Below are 18,128 nucleotides of genomic sequence, written 5' to 3'. Positions count from 1 at the left end.
AGAGAGCCCCTTGCATGCCCGTCAACGATTTACTAGGATATCCAAGTATTCAGCCATTCGGGCGAGGGACAGACTCATGACCACACAGATTTCGCATTTCATCGACGGCAAGCGCACCGCCGGACAATCCAGGCGCACCGCCGACGTGATGAACCCCAACACCGGGCAGGTGCAAGCCAAGGCGCCGATGGCCTCGTCGGCCGACGTCGATGCCGCGGTTGCCGGCGCCGTCGAGGCGCAGAAGGAGTGGGCCGCCTTCAACCCGCAGCGGCGCGCCCGCGTGATGATGAAGTTCATCGACCTGGTCAACAAGAACGTCGACGAGCTGGCCGAGCTGCTCTCGCTGGAACACGGCAAGACCGTCGCGGATTCGAAGGGCGACATCCAGCGCGGCATCGAGGTGATCGAGTTCGCGGTCGGCATCCCCCATCTGCTCAAGGGCGAATACACCGAGGGCGCGGGCACCGGTATCGACGTCTACTCCCTGCGCCAGCCACTCGGCGTGGTCGCCGGCATCACCCCGTTCAACTTCCCCGCGATGATTCCGCTGTGGAAGGCCGGGCCCGCGCTGGCGTGCGGCAACGCATTCATCCTCAAGCCGTCCGAGCGCGACCCCTCTGTGCCAGTTCGGCTGGCCGAGCTGTTCCTGGAGGCCGGCCTGCCGCCCGGCGCGTTCCAGGTGGTGCACGGCGACAAGGAAGCCGTCGACGCCATCCTCGAACACCCGGACATCAAGGCCGTCGGTTTCGTCGGCAGCTCCGACATCGCGCAGTACATCTACTCCGGCGCCGCGGCGCACGGCAAGCGGGCACAGTGCTTCGGCGGCGCCAAGAACCACATGATCGTCATGCCCGACGCCGACCTCGACAACGCGGTCGACGCCCTGATCGGCGCCGGCTACGGCAGCGCCGGTGAGCGCTGCATGGCGATCAGCGTCGCGGTTCCCGTCGGCGAGCAGACCGCAGATCGCCTGCGCGCCAGGCTGATCGAACGAGTCAACAACCTGAGGGTGGGCCACAGCCTGGACCCGAAGGCCGACTATGGACCGTTAGTCACCGAGGCCGCGCTGACCAGGGTGAAGGACTACATCGACCAGGGTGTCGAGGCTGGCGCCGAAGCCGTCGTCGACGGTCGTGAACGAACCAGCGACGACCTGCAATTCGGAGATGCCAACCTCGAAGGCGGCTACTTTATCGGCCCGACACTCTTCGACCATGTCACCCCCGACATGTCGATCTACACCGACGAGATCTTCGGCCCGGTGTTGTGCATGGTCCGCGCGAAGGACTACGAGGAGGCGCTACGGCTTCCCTCCGAGCACGAATACGGCAACGGCGTCGCGATTTTCACCCGCGACGGCGACACCGCACGCGACTTCGTGTCCCGGGTCCAGGTCGGCATGGTCGGCGTGAACGTGCCGATTCCGGTGCCGGTGGCCTACCACAGCTTCGGCGGCTGGAAGCGGTCCGGCTTCGGCGACCTCAACCAGCACGGCCCGTCGTCGATCATCTTCTACACCAAGGTCAAGACGGTGACGCAGCGGTGGCCCGCGGGTAGCCACGGAGCCGAGTTCGTCATCCCGACGATGAAGTAAATGGACTACTTCGGGCTGGACGACGACGAACGCGTGATCACCGAGACGGCGGCCGCGTTCGCCGAAAAGCGGCTCGCCCCATATGCGTTGGAGTGGGACGAGAACCACCACTTCCCCACCGACGTACTGCGGGAGGCGGCCGAGCTCGGCATGGCGGCGATCTACTGCCGGGAGGATGTCGGCGGCAGCGAACTGCGGCGACTGGATGCGGTGCGCATCTTCGAGCAGCTCGCCGCCGCCGATCCCACCATTGCGGCATTCCTGTCCATCCACAACATGTGCGCATGGATGGTCGACACCTTCGGCACCGACGAACAGCGCAAGTCCTGGGTGCCGCGGCTGGCGTCGATGGAGGCGATCGCCTCCTACTGCCTGACCGAGCCGGGTGCCGGCTCAGATGCGGGTGCGTTACGCACCAAGGCCGTTCGCCAGGGTGACGACTATGTCATCGACGGCGTCAAGCAGTTCATCTCGGGCGCCGGGGCGTCGGACGTGTACGTCGTGATGGCCCGCACCGGCGGCGACGGCCCGCGCGGAATCTCAGCGTTCGTGGTCGAAAAGGACACGCCCGGACTGAGTTTTGGTGCCGACGAGCAGAAAATGGGCTGGAACGCCCAGCCCACCGCGCAAGTGGTCTTCGAAGGAGTGCGGGTACCGGCCGATGCGATGCTCGGCGGCGCCGACGGCGAAGGCACCGGCTTCGGCATCGCGATGAACGGGCTCAACGGCGGGCGCATCAACATCGCGGCGTGCTCATTGGGCGGCGCGCAGACTGCCTACGGCAAGGCGGCGAACTATCTCGCCGACCGGCAGGCGTTCGGCGGTGCCCTGATCGACGAGTCCACCATCCGGTTCACGCTCGCCGACATGGCCACCGCATTGCAGACGTCGCGAACCCTGTTGTGGTGCGCCGCAACAGCTCTCGACGAAAACCATCCCGAGAAGGTGGAGTTGTGCGCGATGGCCAAGCGCTACGTCACCGACGCCTGCTTCGAGGTGGCGGATCAAGCGCTGCAGCTGCACGGCGGCTACGGGTATCTGCGCGAGTACGGGCTGGAGAAGATCGTCCGCGACCTGCGGGTGCATCGCATCCTCGAAGGAACCAACGAAATCATGCGCGTGGTCATCGGTCGGGCCGAGGCGGCTCGGGCCCGCGCATCCGCATAGAAGGGCTGCTCGATGACCACAGTTGCGTTCTTGGGGTTGGGCCACATGGGCGGCCCGATGGCGGCCAACCTTCTGGCCGCGGGCTACACCGTGCGCGGCTTCGACCTGGTCCCTGCACTGAAGGACGCGGCCGCTGACAAGGGCGCGCAGGTCTTCGACAGTGGCGCCGAGGCCGTCGCCGAGGCCGACGTGGTGATGACCTCACTTCCCAACGGCGCCATCGTAAAAGCCGTCTACGCCGAGGCTCTCCCCGCGGCTCCGAAGGGGACGCTTTTCATCGACACCTCGACCATTTCCGTCGACGATGCCCGGGAGATCCACGCGCAGGCCGCCGAACGGGGGCATGCGCAACTCGACGCGCCGGTCTCCGGCGGGGTGAAAGGCGCGACGGCGGGCACGCTGGCATTCATGGTCGGCGGTGAGGACGACGCCGTCGAACGGGCCCGGCCGGTGCTGGAGCCGTTGGCGGGCAAGATCATTCACTGCGGCGCGTCCGGCACCGGACAGGCCGCCAAGCTGTGCAACAACATGGTGCTGGCCGTTCAGCAGATCGCCATCGGTGAGGCGTTCGTGCTCGCGGAGAAGCTCGGCCTGGCCGCTCAGTCGTTGTTCGACGTGATCACCGGCGCCACCGGCAACTGCTGGGCCGTGCACACGAATTGCCCTGTGCCAGGGCCAGTCCCGACGTCGCCAGCGAACAACGACTTCAAGCCTGGCTTCGCGGCGGCGTTGATGAACAAAGACCTCGGCCTCGCGATGAACGCCGTTCAGTCGACGGGCTCGTCGGCCCCGCTAGGAACGCACGCTGCCGAGATCTACGCCAAGTTTGCAGCTGACCACGCAGACAAAGACTTCAGCGCAGTCATCGAACTGCTACGCAGCTAGAACGGTGCAAGCGCTTCGTTCCGCGCGCGTTCGGCCTTGATCCACGCGGCGTATTCGGCAGCGCGGGTGCGTCGCCGTCTGGGCATCATCAGGGCACGGTCACCGATGTTCGGCGCCACGATCGACGGCGGAGGAAGGTCGGCGGTCGTGGTGTCCCATGTCTCGAAAAACAGCCGGCTGCCGGGTTTGGTGATGTACTTCCTGCCACTGGGCGAGATCCAAATGACCGTGCCATCAGGCAACTGAATGTCCTGCCATCCACCGAACGTCTTCATCAAATGGTTAGTTCGACACAGACACTTGATGTTTGACGCGTGGGTCGGCCCGATCGGATAGGGGATGGTGTGGTCGAGGTCGCAACGATCGGCCGGCACGTCGCAGCCCGGCGCGCGGCAGTACAGATCTCGCATCCGCACAAACTCGGCCAACTCTGCCGACGGTCGATAATGCGGTTCGGGCTCATCGCTGGGCATGGTGATCGGACGGACCTTGGCGCCCCCGCGGATCAGCTGCGACAGCAACGGTGTCGGCACGATGCCCTCTCCGACGATCAGCGCAACGGGCGGCGCGACTGCGGGCTGCTCGGCAGACCCAACTGCCGCTTCCACTGTTGATTGGTCCGCCAGAACCCGGATCACCACGTTGGAGGAACTCGGCGCATCGCCTGCCGGGCACGCTTTCGAACCGCACTGGCACGCCAGCCGGAAACTGCCTGCGGCTATGGCGCCCACCGCGTCCGAGCGCCGCTCGCCGATGGGGCGAGGATCGTTGTCGCAGACTCCCTGCACCATCTGTGCGACGCGACGCTTGAGCACCGCCGCGTCCGTGGCCAATAGCCGACCCCACACCGAGGTGGTTTCGGCCGGATCATCGAGATCTCCGATCGAGAAATCCCGTGTGTGCGTGGATGATTCAGAGCGGCGCACGGCGGCTGGATCGTATCGGAAGATCCACGCGTCGATTGCCTGATCGAGTCGGTCCTCCGACAGCGGACCCCACTTGGTCGCTCCCTCCGCAAGGGCGGCGTCGATGAGAGCAAGTGCGTCGGCGTCTTCCACGAGTTGGGTGCGCCAGGTGATCGCGGAGACCACCCGCGAGCTGAGCGTGCCCTGCATATACAGCGCCGCAACGCGGGGAAGGCGGTCACGCAGCGCGACCGCGATCCGCATCTGCGCCGAGGCCCGGCGATGTCCCACCGTCATCGCGGCCGCCACCTCGGCGGCCGCTGAAGCCCAGCCGTCGAACGCCCAGTTCGCCCGCTCGTCGTCGTCAACGACCCTGCGACGGGCGAGCTCAGCGATGGCAGCCAGCCGGCGAGCCCCGGCAGCAGCTTCCGCTCGCGCGCCCGCCTCGATGGCGGCGACGACCGTCGCGTCATCCGCCGTCGAGAACTCTGAGTCGAACACACTTGCGATTATGCCAATCGCGGCCGACCACCCGAGAAAGTTATCTACAGTCACGGATTCATCCACAGATGTACTCGCTCAATACGTTTGGACTTGACAACGGGCGATAGGCCAGCGCGCTTCGCGAAGCGCCCTAGGGCGTCCCGGAATAAATCGCGGTGGGCCTTGCTTGTCGGGTGAATGACCTTTCCCGTACGGGTTGCCGTTCAAATTCAGCCCGCCGACACCCCTGACTACGCCACCTGGCGGCAGGCCGTCCTGCATGCCGAGGAGATCGGGGTGAACGTAATCTTCGGCTACGACCACTTCCATGCGCCGTTCGTCGAATCGATCGTCGACGCGAAGCCGGTGCTGGCCGAGGTGCAGCCGGATGTCAACAACTTCGAGGGCTGGACCGCGCTGGCATCGTGGGGCGAGATCACCGCACGCGCCGAACTCGGCCTGCTGGTGGCGGGGATCGGCTACCGCAACCCCGATCTGCTCGCGGACATGGCGCGGACCGTCGACCACATCAGCGGCGGCCGGGCCATCCTCGGCGTCGGCGCTGGTTGGTACGAGAAGGATTACACCACTTACGGTTTCGAATACGGAACGGTCAAATCGCGGGCCGACCTTTTCGATGAGGGGTTGCTGCGCATCGAGCGCCGGTTCGACCTGTTGCAGCCGGCACCGCTGCGCAAGATCCCGATCCTGATCGGCGGATCCGGTCCCAAGCGCACCTTGCCCGCCGTCGCACGCCATGCCGACATCTGGCACACCTTCCTGCCCATCGACTCCTACCGTGAGGCCAGTGCCCGCGTCGCCGAGCTGGCCGCCGGATTCGGGCGCGCCGACAGCGATATCGAGCGCTCGACGCTATGGACCGATCCGCAGTCTGCGGACGCCTACCTGGCCGCTGGAGCCACCTTGTTCCATACCGAGATCCGCGCGTCGGAGGGCAAGTACGACCTCAGCACGGTGGAGAAGCTGGTCGACTGGCGCGACACGAAGCGGTGACGAGCGCGCGTCGAGCTGCTAGGCGGCCGACCTCTTATGCGCCGCCCACCAACGGCCGTGTAGCTGTTGGCAATCCACGATGCGCAGCGGGTTACTGCCCTCGTAGTCGGCGCGTACCGCCGCGGCGGCCGGAAGGTCGGGTGCGCCGCCGCCGGTGATGACGATGGTGGCCAGACCCGTGGACGTCGCCGCCCGCAGCCCCGCCGCAGAACCCGTGACAGCGAGTGCGTTCTCGGCAGGTATGCCGAGCTCCCACAGCGCGTTCTGATACGCCTCACGATCCGGCATGGGCTTCTTGATGTCGTCGGCGGTCACCACCGTTTCGACCAGCCCGTCGCCGACCAGCTGTCGCACCAGCGGCTCGGCCCAGCTGCGTTCGCCGTTCGTCACCACGGCCACCCAGACACCGGCGGCGAAAGCATCCATGACGAAATCGACCAGGCCGGGTCGCGCCGTCACGTCAGCCTTGGCGAGCATCTCCTCGAGCATCATCGACTTGGTCGAGCAGATCTCGTCGGCGAGCAACTCCGCCAGCACATCGACTTCGGTGGCGACCCCTCGCTTGCGCAATTCCGCCAGGACGCGCTGCCGCTCGTCACCGAGAGCCAAAAGTTGCCGATATCGCGCGACAGCCCACTCGAAGTCCAGACCGTGCTCGGCGAATGCCGCGTTGAACGCGACCCGGTGGCCGTCGCATTCGATGTCGGTAAGGGCGTCAAGGTCGAAGATCACCGCGCGCAGCGGATAAACATCAGTGTTGGTCGGCGCGGCGGCGTCCCACCAGAACCGTCCTGCCCGCCACGTTGTCTGCTGCGTTGTAGGCACCCGGATAGAGTGGCGCACATCACAGCCATCGGTCCTCCCCCAATTGGGGGATTCGCCAGGTCAAGTTCCTCTAACACGCGAGATCCCAGTTCTAGGGTGGTGCCATGATGACGGCCTCGCCGGTGCGAATTGTGCTGGTAGACGACCACGAGATGGTCATCGAAGGCCTCAAGGCGATGCTGGCCGCGTTCTCCGACCGGGTGCAGGTGATCGGTCAGGCCGTCGGTGCTGAGCGTGCGCGCAGCGTGATCGACGAACTCAACCCCGACATCGTGCTGTGCGACGTGCGCATGCAGGGCTCCAGCGGTCTGGACCTCTGCCTGGAACTGCGTGAGCGCGACCCGAGCCGCAAGGTCGTGATGCTGTCGGTCTACGACGACGAGCAATACCTCTTCCAGGCGCTGCGCGTCGGCGCATCGGGATACCTGCTGAAGAGCATCAGCAGCGACGAGCTGGTGCGCCAGCTCGAATTCGTCCACGGCGGCCAGACCGCGATCGATCCTGGCATGGCCGCCAGGGCCGTGGACACCGCGGCGCGTCTGCAGCGCGACGAGTTCTGGCCGGGCGCTCGGCAGGGCCTGACACAACGCGAAAGCGAGATCCTGTCGTTTGTGGTCAACGGCCTGTCCAACCGCGCGATCGCCACCAAACTGGTGATCGGCGATGAGACGGTCAAGAGCCACCTGAGCTCCATCTACCGCAAACTCGGCGTCAGCGATCGCACCGGCGCCGTCGCCACCGCGCTACGGGAAGGGATCTACAGATGAGACACGGAGCGTGAGCGACAGATGAGACACGGAGCGTGAGAGACAGATGGGGCCCCGAGCACGAACATCCAACGCGGTGCGCGACCTCGGCCAGTACGAATTGGCCGCCGACCGCGAACTCGCGCTGCTGCGGGAGCTGATCCAGGCCGCATCGAGCGGCCCCGGTGTCGAGCCGCTGGCCGCGGCGGCCGCGCGGATGATCACCGCGGCCACCGCCAGCGATGTGTGCTTCGTGCACGTGCTCGACGACACCGACCGGTCGCTCACACTGGCGGGCGCGACGCCGCCGTTCGACTCCGAGGTCGGCAAGATCCGGCTGCCGCTGGGACAGGGCATCTCCGGGTGGGTGGCCAGCCACCGCAAGCCCGTGGTCATCGGCCACGACAAGGAGTCCGATCCGCGGTACATGCCGTTCGAATCGTTGCGCGGCAAAGACTTCACGTCGATGGTGTCGGTGCCGATGGAGACAGACCCGGGTGGGCTGGTCGGCGTGCTCAACGTGCACACCGTCGAACGGCGCGAGTTCAGTGAGCGTGACGTCCAGCTGCTGCTGGTCATCGGCCGGCTGATCGCGGGCGCGCTGCACCAGGCCCGCCTGCACCGGCAGTTGGTGGCACGTGAACGCGCACACGAGAACTTCGTCGAGCAGGTGATCGAGGCGCAGGAGATCGAGCGGCGCCGACTGGCCGGCGATATCCACGACGGGATATCGCAGCGGTTGGTCACCCTGTCGTATCGGCTCGACGCGGCCAGTCGGGCGGTCGACGACCCGGATATGGTCGCCGAGCAACTCGGCAAGGCCCGCGAGTTGGTCGACCTCACGTTGCAAGAGGCCCGTGCCGCCATCAGTGGGCTGCGGCCACCTGTGCTCGACGATCTCGGCCTGGCCGGCGGTTTGGCCAGCCTGGCCCGCTCTATTCCGGAGATCGACATGGAGGTTGACCTGGTCGAAAGGCGGCTGCCCGACCACATCGAGCTGGCGCTGTACCGCATCGCGCAAGAATGCCTGCAGAACGTCGTCAAGCACGCCCAGGCGAAGACCGCCCGGCTGACGTTCGGGGTGGACAACGAGACCGCTCGACTCGAAATCGTCGACGACGGAATCGGTTTCGACACGTTCGAGCATCCGCTGGGCAGCGACGAGATGGGTGGCTACGGCCTGCTGTCGATGGCCGAACGCGCCGAGATCGTCGGCGGCCGGTTGAACATCCGGTCGCGCCCCGGCTCAGGAACGGCCGTGACGGCGACGATCCCACTGCCCTCTTCTCCGCGAGCAGACGCAAAAGCCCCCTAGTCGGGTGCCTTTGCGTCTGCTCGCGCGTGGGCCCAGCTCGCCACTAGAAGTCGCCGGCGTTTCGGCGCAACGTCTCGATCGAGTCGGCGAGCGCGCGCGACTCGCCGTGGGAGATGCCGATATCCCCGAAGACCTCGTTGTTGAGTGTCACGGTTGCGTCCTCGACCGTCGAGCGGCCGAGGTCGGTGATCCGCACCAGGGTCGTGCGGCCGTCGGTGGGGTGCGGTATCCGCTCCACCAGCCCATCGGCCTCCAGCCGTCGGATCGCGTGGGTGACGCTGGTGACGTGCACCTGTAGCCGATCGGACGCCTTGGTGATCGGCAGCGCGCCAGTGCGGCTGAACGCCAACAGCCGCAACAACTCATAGCGGGAGAAGCTCAAGTCGTAGGGCCGCAACGCGGTTTCGACGCGGGCCAGCAGAATCTGGTGCGCCCGCATCACCGACGTCACCGCGACCATGCCGTCGGCTACGTCACCCCAGCCCGAGCGCTGCCAGTTGGCGCGCGCCAATGCGATCGGATCACGCTCGTCGTGTTGCGAGGACACGCCTTTTCATACCGCATATCAGCCGATGCGATGAACAGACTCCGCCTTTCCACTTTGCTCACCGAGCGGCGAAATCGCCCGTACGCTGTTTATCTGCTTGCTGTAGCGGCCCACCGGGGGTGTCATGTCACGGTTTTTCATTAGCCACGCCGGCAAGGACTACCGCGAAGCCAAGGCGCTCCGACAATGGCTGATCGATCAAGAGCCGCCGTTGGCCAACGAGATCTTTCTCGATGCGGAGCGCCGTGGCGGAATTCGGATCGGGGAAGAGTGGGTCAACGAACTGCGGCGGGCCGGCCATCGGGCCGAGGCGGTCATCTGCCTGCTATCGCCGGCCTGGGAACGCTCCGCCGAATGCCGCGCGGAGTTTCGTCTGGCGAACTACTTGAGCAGGCCTATTCTGTGTGCCCGCTTGGAGCCGTACAACCGGCGCAGTATTACCGCCGATTGGGAGCGTTGCGACCTGTTCGGCGACGGCGAAACCGAAGTGATCGACATCGGCGACGGCAAGCCTCCGGTGGTCTTCGCCCTCGAAGGCCTACGCAAACTGAAGGACGGAATTCGCGGGTCGGGAATCGCCGCAATGTCGTTTCCGTGGCCGCCGAAGGATGCAGAGAACCGGCTGCCGTACCGAGGCCGTGAGTCGTACGACGAATGTGACGCGGGCGTGTTCTTCGGCCGTGACGTCGCCATCATCGACAGCTTGCTGAAGTTCGAAGGCATTCGCGGCCAAGGCGGGGGTTTCTTCGTCCTGCGCGGGCCCTCCGGCGCCGGACTGACATCCTTCCTACGTGCCGGCCTGCTTCCGCGTCTTCGAATCGAGGACCGGCACTTCGTCGTCCTCGATGTCGTGCAAAGCAATCACGAGGTGCTGACGGGTCAATTCGGCTTTGCACAAGCGCTTTTCACGCTTCGCCAGAAACTCAGTCTCGGTGGCATGGACCTGGGTGATATCAAGGATGCGTGCCAATACCAACACGACAAGGTTGCCGGCATCCTCACGGAATGCCAACGCGCCGCCGCCGATAGTCTTCCCGAGGAGGATAGAAACGACCAGTTACCCAGCGTCGTACTGGCTCTCGACAATGCCGAGTCACTGTTCATACCCGGCGCAGGTTTGGAGGAGCTCGGGTTCCGGCAGCTGATCGACCGCTTGACGGGCACCGGACCGGACTCTCTGCCCGGCATGATCGTCGCGTTGACGGTGCGCGCGCAGAATTACATTGCGCTTCGCAAGCCGGATGCGCTGCTGGCCGCTCATGAACCGGTCGTTGTCGACCTTGCGTCGATACAGGCCAACCGATTTGAGGGCATCATCGAAGGCCCGGCCGAACGGGCAAGGGAGTCCGAAAATCCCTTCACCATCGAACCGACGCTCATGCAGCAGCTGCTGGACGACTATTCGAAGGGCGCTGCGACGTTGCCGCTGTTGTCCCTTGCCCTATGTGAGCTGGTGACCAACTATGCGAGCGACCGACGAATCACCCTGGAGGAATACGACGGGGGCGGCTGCCGCATCGATCGCCTGCTGCAGCGCGAGATCAACGCGGCGATCGCCAGCGATCCGAGTCAGCGGGACACGGAGCTCGAAGCCTTACATGAGGCGTTCATCCCGTGGCTTGTCACCGTTGACGACGAAGACCGTCCCACCGGCAAGAGGGCCCGATGGGCCGACCTGCCGCCGCGTGCCCAAGCCGCTTTGAACCGCTTCGTCGAAACGCGCCTCCTCGTCACGAACGTCGACGACCAGAACGACACGGTCGTCGAATTGGCGACCGACCGAATTCTGGGCGATTGGCCTGCGTTGGCCGGCTGGACTCAAGACGAACTACCAAACCTGAAGAACCTCAAGGCTATCGACCAGGCATACCGCGACTGGAATAGCAGCGACCGCGACGCGGGCCATCTCCTCTCGCGAGCCAAGCTCAAGCATGCCGAGCCGCTCGAGCGATCGCCGCGATACAACCGGCGCCTGGCGCCGATGGAGCGCTTCCTGTCCGAGTCGCGCAGCGCGCGCATACGTTCATTGCGCAAATCCCTGGCCGTTGTGTCGGTGCTCACGATCATTGCCGTCGCCTGCGCGGTCTTCGCGGGCTTCCAATGGAACGAAGCCCAGAAGCGATACCACGAAGCACTCAGCACAAAGCTGGTTGCCGAGGCAACAAACATGTTGGCGGGCACACGATCTGACGGAGATGAGCGCGCGATCCAGCAGATACTGGCTTCACGTACCCTCACCGACAACCGCGACGACAACGCTCTGTACGCGGCGGCAACGCAACTGGCGAGCACCACCAAGATCATCGATGCGCCCGAGTTTCTCCACGGAATCGCAATCAGCCGCGACGGTAAGTACGTCGCCTCCGCCAGTTTCATGAACCCGTGGGCGAACGTCATGAGCGGTCGGGTTCGCATCTGGGAGGCCGACTCGGGCAAGCCCATCGGAGAGCCGATGCGACTCCACAAGGACAACGCGTGGAGCGTTGCGTTCAGCCCCGACGGGCACACCCTTGTCTCTGGCAGCTCCGACCGCACACTCCAGCGCTGGGACACCGCCACCGGCCAACCGGTCGGACCTCCCATAGAAGGCCACAAAAACCAGGTGTACACGGTCGCGTACAACAATTTCGGGACACGCATCGTCTCTGCCGGACAGGACGGAACGATCATTCAATCCAACGCCCAAACCGGCCAACGGATCGGTCCGATAATTCCCGCTCAATCGGGCGTCGTCTGGTCGGTTGCATACAGCCCCGATGGGCAGCGAATCGTGTCGGGCGGTTCGGACGGCACCGTGAGGCAGTGGTCGGCTGATTCCGGCACCGAGCTCGGTCCGCCGATGAAAGGTCACGACGGGAATGTCTGGAGCGTCGCGTACAGCCCCGACGGTGTTCGCATCGTCTCCGGCGGCCAGGACGCGACGATTCGGCAATGGCTGGCTAGCGGTGCCCAGATACCTCCGGTGCTGACCGGTCACCGAACAACGGTGGGCAGCGTTGCGTACGTGAAAGACACGCACCGAATAGTCTCGGGCAGCGCCGACGGCACCATACGTCTGTGGGATGCCGACAACGCCCGACCGATCGGTCCCCCGCTGCAGGGCCAGACCAACGCGGTAGCCGGTGTGGCCGTCGATTCCAGCGGCGACCGGATTGTGTCCGGAAGCACCGACAACACCGTGCGGATCTGGCGCCCCAACACGATTGGACTCGGCGGGCCGGTGCTGAGTGTGGCGTTCAGTCGTGACCTGTCCCTCATCGCCGCAGCGGCCACAGACAGAGTGGTGACGATCCGGGACGCTCGTACCGGACAACAGCTCGGCCGGCCACTGCAAGGCAACACCGAAGATGTATTGAGTCTGGCGTTCAGCGAGGACGGCACACGCGTCGCTTCGGGCGGGGCCGACAAGGTGATTCGGGTATGGGACACGGGCAGCGGCGACCGTGTCGGGCCTGACCTGACGGGTCACGCCGCCACCGTGCTCAGCATCGCGTTCAACGGACGCGGTGACCGTATCGTGTCCGGCGGTGCCGACGGCACCGTTCGCGAGTGGAACCTGGCAACCGGACGGGAAGCGTTGCCCACCATAAAGATTCCCAATGGCGCCACCGTACGCGCAGTGGCCTTCAGCCCTAACGGCCTTATCGCGTCGGGCAGTGACGACAACCTGGTGAGACTCTGGAAGGCGGACAGCGGTGAGTTCGTCCGCGATTTGAAGGGCAACCTGGGTGAAGTGACCAGTGTCGCATTCAATGGTGACGGCACTCGTATCGTCAGCGGCGGCTTCGACACATCAGAGCACCTGTTCGACACCGCCAGCGGTCAGGAGATCAAGTTCCTCACCGGCCACCACGAAAACGTCAATAGCGTCGCCCTGGATCCCGACGGTACGCACATCGTTTCTGGAAGCGAAGACCAAACAGTGCGCCTGTGGAATTCATCGACTGGCGAACTGATCGGCAGACCCATCAACGGAATTGCAGCTCGGATCCTGAAAGTCGCATTCAGCCTCGACGGCAAGACGTTCATCGCGGCCGGCGCCGACGGTACCGTCGCAACCTGGCCGGCGTCGGCCAGCGAGGACGACCTGTGCGCCAAACTCACCGTCAACATGAGCCACTCGCATTGGCAGGAGTGGGTGGCCGACAACGTCGGATGGCACGAACTATGTGAAGGACTCGCTGAGGAAGTCCGCAACTAGAGTCGGTTTTGTACGGCCGCGACCGCGCCCAGTATCGCCCTGGTGGACTGGCGGCTGCCGATGCTGATCCTCACGCCGCCGTCGGCATAGTGGCGTATCCGTAAACCGGTGCCGTCGAACACATCCCGCCACGGCCGGCCACACGGCGGCAGGTAGACGAAGTTGGCATGGCCGTCGGCGCTATACACGCCCATCGCCCGCAGTCGCATCCGCAGGTAACGCCGTTCGGACGCGATCATCCGAATGCGTTGACGTAACTGGTTTTCCGCGTCATATGAGGCGGCCACCGCCACCAGGCCGGTGATGCCGATGCCGAACGGCGGTTGCATGGCCCACAGCTTGCGCGCCAGGTCCGCCGCGCAGAACCCGTAGCCGACACGCAGACCGGCCAGCCCGTAGGCCTTCGAGAAGGTACGGACCACCACGACATTCGGATACCGATCGACCAGGCTGGGTCCGTCGATCCGGTAATCGGGCGCCAAGAATTCGACATATGCCTCGTCGAGCAGCACAACCGTGTCGGACGATACCCGCTGCAGGAACGACTCGACGTCCTCCGCCGGCTCTACCGTGCCCGTCGGGTTGTGCGGCCGACACAGCACCACCACACGTGCCTTGGCGGCCGCATCCGCCATTGCATCGAGGTCGTGGTGGCCGTGGGCATCCAGCGGCACGGTCACCGATACCAGGCGTGTCATCTGCGCGAAAATCGGATACCCATCGAATGTCGGTGACGTCATCACCATCGTCTCGCCCGGGCTCGTCACCGCCTGCAGCACCTGCAGGATCACCCCTGTGGCTCCCGTTCCGATGACCACCTGCTCGTCGCGCACACCGACGCGACCGGCGATCAACGCACGCAGCCGCTCCGGCAGGAACTCCGGATAGCGGTTGGCGACGTCGATGGCGGAGATCAGCGCCGAGCGCACGGCGGGCAACGGCGGGAACGGATTCTCATTGAGCGACAACGCAAATGGATTCAGCGCGGCTGGCAGGGCTTCCACGGCGTCGGTCAGCTCGGTCTTCAGACTGGTCATCAGTCGCGACCGCCCCACTTGACCGCAGCTGCCCCGGCGAAGTCACCGGCATGTGCGAATGCCGCCATCATCACCACGTCACCCTTCTTCAGCTTTCCGTCCGACACGGCACGGTCGAGGTTGATGGGAATGCCCGCGGCGAACAGGTTGCCGCACTCATCAAATGTGTCGACGTGCTTGTCCTTGGTCAGCTCGAGTGCTTCCCGCCAGTTGCGCAGGAACACGCGGTTGGGCTGGTTGGTCACCAGAAGGTCAAGATCCTTGGGCTTCACGCCAATTCGATCGCAGACGGCGTACGCCACCTCGGGGACCTGCCGATTGCCCCGCGCCAGCACCTTGGTGATCTTGCTTTCGGTGAAGCCGATGTATCCCTCGCCGGGTCCGGGCTGCCACCACTTGCGGGGCGGGTCAACGGCAATGGTCATGTCACCTGCGTACTCGCCGTAGGTGCAGCACACGATGTCGAGAATCGGTGATTCGTCGCTCAACGTCACCAGGCCGACCGCCGCGCCATCGCCCGGCACCGACGCCTGCGCCTTGCGCCGCACGTTGGGCTGGTCGAAGATCTGGCCCGCGGCGTTCTGCGCGATGGCGATCAATGCTGTGCTGCCCTCACCGGCGGACAGCAGACTCTGCGCCACCTGCAGCCCCAAGACGAATGCCGCACAGCCGCCGTTGTGCAGGTCCAGCACCCAATTCGGCTTGATGCCAAGGCGATGCGCAATTCCGCCCCCACCGCCGTAGAACGGCATGTCGGGCATCTGGGTGTGCGTGATCAGCACATCGACATTGGCGATCATGTCCTGGCCATGTCGTTCGATCAGACCGGCCGTCGCCCGTTCCACCATGTCGATCGCGGTTTCGTCGTGCGCCACGTGATGGCGGAATTTCGGCGCCCGGAACATGACGTTTTCGCGCAGGTCGTCGGACTCGGCGAACTGGGCGTAATAGTCGGCGCCGATCGGCTCGCCCGGCAGATAGGTCGAAAGATCAATAAGACTGACAGGCCTCAGCTTGTTCATCGGATCCTCACTTCATCCAGGCCGGGGTCACGGGAAGACCGTTACGGTGGCGGTATTCGGCAATTGCCTTGAGGTTCTTCAGTTCGAGCAGATGACCGGCACCGAACATGTCCCAGAAGTCGCCGACCCAGACGGGCCGCTGCGGCGGGGCCGATTCGGGATACGGGTTGTCGTCGTAGAACGGATGGTGACAGTTTGTCCACAACACCACCGAACCCGGCTTGTCGAGCACCACTTGCGCGTCGACGATCCGGATCAGGTAGACCATCCAGAGATGCTTGCCCTGATCCCATGCGCAGTGATAGTCGACCGTCATCGCCTCCCGATTGGCCAGCGTGCGGGTGAATATCTTTGTCTCCGAACCCAACCGGTCGTAGGCGAGCCATAGGCCCGGCTCTTCGGTCGGCGTGAATCCTCGAAGGCTGTAAGTCCACTCCTCCAGGCAGCGGGTGTCGGACATGTAGTCGAACAGCTCGTCAGGCGGACAGTCGATGTAGCCGTTGACGGTGCAGAATTCACCGAACACCTGATCGTGCGGATACACCGACCGCATCATCTCCATGATGATCGGGGTAGCCTTCTCCCGCGGGGACGTCTCGATGCGGATAACGTCCTCGATCGGTTCGGCCGTGCCCTGGTGGGCGGTTATGTCATCAAGCGCGGGCAACGACATCGGAATGGTTCTCCTTCGGAGTGAGCGGTTGACTCGCGGCAGCTTTGCCGAGAAAGTTTGCGAACGGCGGGATTTCGTCGGCCGAACACTCGACGCTGACGACCGACGGTCCGTCGCTGTCCAGCGCGGTCCGAAGAGCTTCACGCAACTGGCCGATCTCGTCGACATCGACCGACGGCAGGTCCGGGAACATCGCCGCCAGGCCGGCGCCCAGTCGGCTTGGCCCAAAGCGGTTGTAGCTGTACAGATCGTCGTACAGCAGCTGCTCGCGGGTCACGCACATCGCATGCGCGTGGTTGTCGAACAACAGGAACGTCACCGGCAGCCGGTACTGCAGCGCAGTATGAATCTCCATGCCGTGCATGAAGAACGAACCGTCGCCGGCGATGACGACCGTCCTGCGCCGACGCCCAAATGCCATGCCGAGCCCGGCTCCGAAGCTGTATCCCATACCGCCCATGCCGAGCGCGACGATGAACCGGCCGTCACGTCGAACCGGTAGGTAGTGAATCGCGGAGGCTCCGATGTTTCCCGCGTCGACCACGATGTCCACGCCGTCGGGCAGCGCTGCGTCGAGCACCGCCATCGCGTCGCGGTACCGGACCCCTGGCCCATCGAACTGCGGCGGCCGAAGCTCGGTACGCGCAACGTCATCCGGTACGCGCATACCGGTCGGCCGCCCGTGTCCGGACAGCGCCGCGGTCAACATCGACAGCGAGGCGCGCAAGTCTTGGGTATGCACGTGGGTGCACGGCAGGTACGGCGTCGCCGAGCCGATCGACACCACCGGCACCGAGCCCAGCGCGTCGTCCAGTCCGGTGCGCGACGTCACCGACATCCGCGTGCCGACCAGCAGGCACAGCGCGCTACCGGCGACCGCCGCCGCAACGCCGGGGTGCCCCATCACGCCGGTCACACCCAGCGCCGACGACGATCCCATTCCGGGTGTTCCCGCGACATCCTTGGCGTCGGGCACGGTGGCGACCCTGGCGCGTAGCGTCGCCCGCAGCCGCTCGAGCTCGGCGCGGGCATCGTCGCGAGCCACCTGCTCACCGGCGATGATAGTGATCGGTCCGTCGGCGCGCCGCAACGCGCACGCGATGACCCGGGGATCACCGAGCTGAGTCGCCCCGTGTCTGTGATCACCGCCATTCACGCCGACCTCGGCTTGCTGAATATCCTTGGGCAGCAACAGAACCGCCGGACCACCGGTGTGGGCTGCGGCGACAGCTTCGGGTAAGGCCGAAAGGATGTCAGACGGCCGCAACACCCGCCGGCAGTACACCGAGACTGCGGAGAACAACGCCTCGCCGTCCAAAGCGCCGTTGCGACCGCTGGTGTCCTGGAACGCGCCGAGGCCGTCGAGCGCGGTGGGCGGCTGACCGATCAGCGCCAGCACCGGCACCCGGCTGGCGAACGCCTCGCCCAGTCCGGGAACGGTGTTCAGGCAGCCGCCGCCCGACGTTGCAGCCACCACGCCCAGCCCGGAGCCGCTGCGGCTGAAGCCGTCGGCCATGGTGGCGGCGGAGAACTCATGCTTGGCCAGCACCGCGGTGATGTCGTCGCGAAAGAACGCCGCGTCGTACAGATCCTCGATATTCGCGCCGTCGACACCGAAGATGAAGTCGACTCCGCTCGCCGCGAGGTACTCGACGATGTGGTCGACAACCCGATGCCTGCTGCCCATGTCTCACCTGCCTCCCAGCCCCCACAG

At 65.1% G+C, this 18,128-nt stretch carries 14 protein-coding genes; 7 read left to right on the top strand and 7 right to left on the bottom strand.

Translation table 11 applies throughout. The annotated features are described in order from the left end of the window. The first annotated feature begins 76 nt into the window (after positions 1-76). The 3 genes from VJV41_RS26915 to mmsB are packed head-to-tail and all read left to right on the top strand — an operon-like array spanning position 77 to position 3,646. The gene (locus VJV41_RS26915) at positions 77-1,594 is read left to right on the top strand and encodes a CoA-acylating methylmalonate-semialdehyde dehydrogenase (protein WP_325338977.1); all 1,518 of its coding nucleotides are present in this window, start codon (positions 77-79) and stop codon (positions 1,592-1,594) included. Next, entirely contained in the window at positions 1,595-2,761 is a 1,167-nt protein-coding gene (locus VJV41_RS26910) for an acyl-CoA dehydrogenase family protein (protein ID WP_325338975.1), read from the top strand. A gap of 12 nt (positions 2,762-2,773) precedes the next feature. Beyond that, positions 2,774-3,646 (top strand): 3-hydroxyisobutyrate dehydrogenase, encoded by an 873-nt coding sequence (mmsB, locus tag VJV41_RS26905; protein WP_325338973.1) that lies wholly within the window; start codon positions 2,774-2,776, stop codon positions 3,644-3,646. Here the strand turns inward: mmsB and VJV41_RS26900 are convergent. Further along, positions 3,643-5,052 carry an HNH endonuclease signature motif containing protein gene (locus VJV41_RS26900; protein WP_325338971.1) on the bottom strand — a complete coding sequence of 470 codons (1,410 nt, stop codon included), beginning with the start codon at positions 5,050-5,052 and terminating at the stop codon, positions 3,643-3,645. The genes mmsB and VJV41_RS26900 overlap by 4 nt on opposite strands. 180 nt (positions 5,053-5,232) lie before the next feature. On the opposite strand from VJV41_RS26900, the gene VJV41_RS26895 reads away from it, so the two are divergent. Next, entirely contained in the window at positions 5,233-6,048 is an 816-nt protein-coding gene (locus tag VJV41_RS26895) for an LLM class F420-dependent oxidoreductase (protein ID WP_325338969.1), read from the top strand. Positions 6,049-6,066: 18 nt separating this feature from the next. Here VJV41_RS26895 and VJV41_RS26890 read toward each other — a convergent pair whose 3' ends face one another. Further along, entirely contained in the window at positions 6,067-6,873 is an 807-nt protein-coding gene (locus tag VJV41_RS26890; RefSeq protein ID WP_325338967.1) for an HAD family hydrolase, read from the bottom strand. 104 nt (positions 6,874-6,977) lie between these two features. Between VJV41_RS26890 and VJV41_RS26885 the strand changes: the two genes are divergently transcribed. After that, positions 6,978-7,640 (top strand): response regulator transcription factor, encoded by a 663-nt coding sequence (locus VJV41_RS26885; RefSeq protein ID WP_325338965.1) that lies wholly within the window; start codon positions 6,978-6,980, stop codon positions 7,638-7,640. Between the two features lie 46 nt (positions 7,641-7,686). Then, the gene (locus tag VJV41_RS26880) at positions 7,687-8,934 is read left to right on the top strand and encodes a GAF domain-containing sensor histidine kinase (protein WP_325338963.1); all 1,248 of its coding nucleotides are present in this window, start codon (positions 7,687-7,689) and stop codon (positions 8,932-8,934) included. 43 nt (positions 8,935-8,977) lie between these two features. On the opposite strand, the gene VJV41_RS26875 is transcribed toward VJV41_RS26880, so the two are convergent. After that, positions 8,978-9,481, bottom strand: coding sequence for a MarR family transcriptional regulator (locus VJV41_RS26875; RefSeq protein WP_325338961.1), 504 nt, complete (start codon positions 9,479-9,481; stop codon positions 8,978-8,980). A 124-nt stretch (positions 9,482-9,605) separates the two neighbouring features. Between VJV41_RS26875 and VJV41_RS26870 the strand changes: the two genes are divergently transcribed. After that, positions 9,606-13,682, top strand: a complete 4,077-nt coding sequence (locus VJV41_RS26870; protein ID WP_325338959.1) for a TIR domain-containing protein — start codon at positions 9,606-9,608, stop codon at positions 13,680-13,682. On the opposite strand, the gene VJV41_RS26865 is transcribed toward VJV41_RS26870, so the two are convergent. Genes VJV41_RS26865 through VJV41_RS26850 form a run of 4 tightly spaced genes read right to left on the bottom strand, consistent with a single transcriptional unit; the run spans position 13,679 to position 18,101 of the window. Next, entirely contained in the window at positions 13,679-14,719 is a 1,041-nt protein-coding gene (locus tag VJV41_RS26865; protein ID WP_325338957.1) for a pyridoxal phosphate-dependent aminotransferase, read from the bottom strand. The two genes, VJV41_RS26870 and VJV41_RS26865, sit on opposite strands and share 4 nt — an antisense overlap. Beyond that, complete coding sequence (locus tag VJV41_RS26860) at positions 14,719-15,741, bottom strand: 3-oxoacyl-ACP synthase III family protein (RefSeq protein ID WP_325338955.1); 1,023 nt, start codon at positions 15,739-15,741, stop codon at positions 14,719-14,721. Before VJV41_RS26860 ends, VJV41_RS26865 begins: the two co-directional genes overlap by 1 nt. A 7-nt stretch (positions 15,742-15,748) precedes the next feature. After that, on the bottom strand, positions 15,749-16,414 hold the full coding sequence (locus tag VJV41_RS26855) for an SRPBCC family protein (protein WP_325338954.1): 666 nt from the start codon (positions 16,412-16,414) through the stop codon (positions 15,749-15,751). Continuing rightward, positions 16,395-18,101 carry a thiamine pyrophosphate-binding protein gene (locus VJV41_RS26850; protein ID WP_325338952.1) on the bottom strand — a complete coding sequence of 569 codons (1,707 nt, stop codon included), beginning with the start codon at positions 18,099-18,101 and terminating at the stop codon, positions 16,395-16,397. The genes VJV41_RS26855 and VJV41_RS26850 overlap by 20 nt, the downstream gene beginning before the upstream one ends. Between the last annotated feature and the right edge of the window lie 27 nt (positions 18,102-18,128).

It is taken from the genome of Mycobacterium sp., assembly GCF_035274705.1.
Lineage (GTDB): Bacteria > Actinomycetota > Actinomycetes > Mycobacteriales > Mycobacteriaceae > Mycobacterium.
The sequence above is the reverse complement of the archived record's forward strand: the minus strand, read 5'-3'. Positions and strand labels throughout refer to the sequence as shown.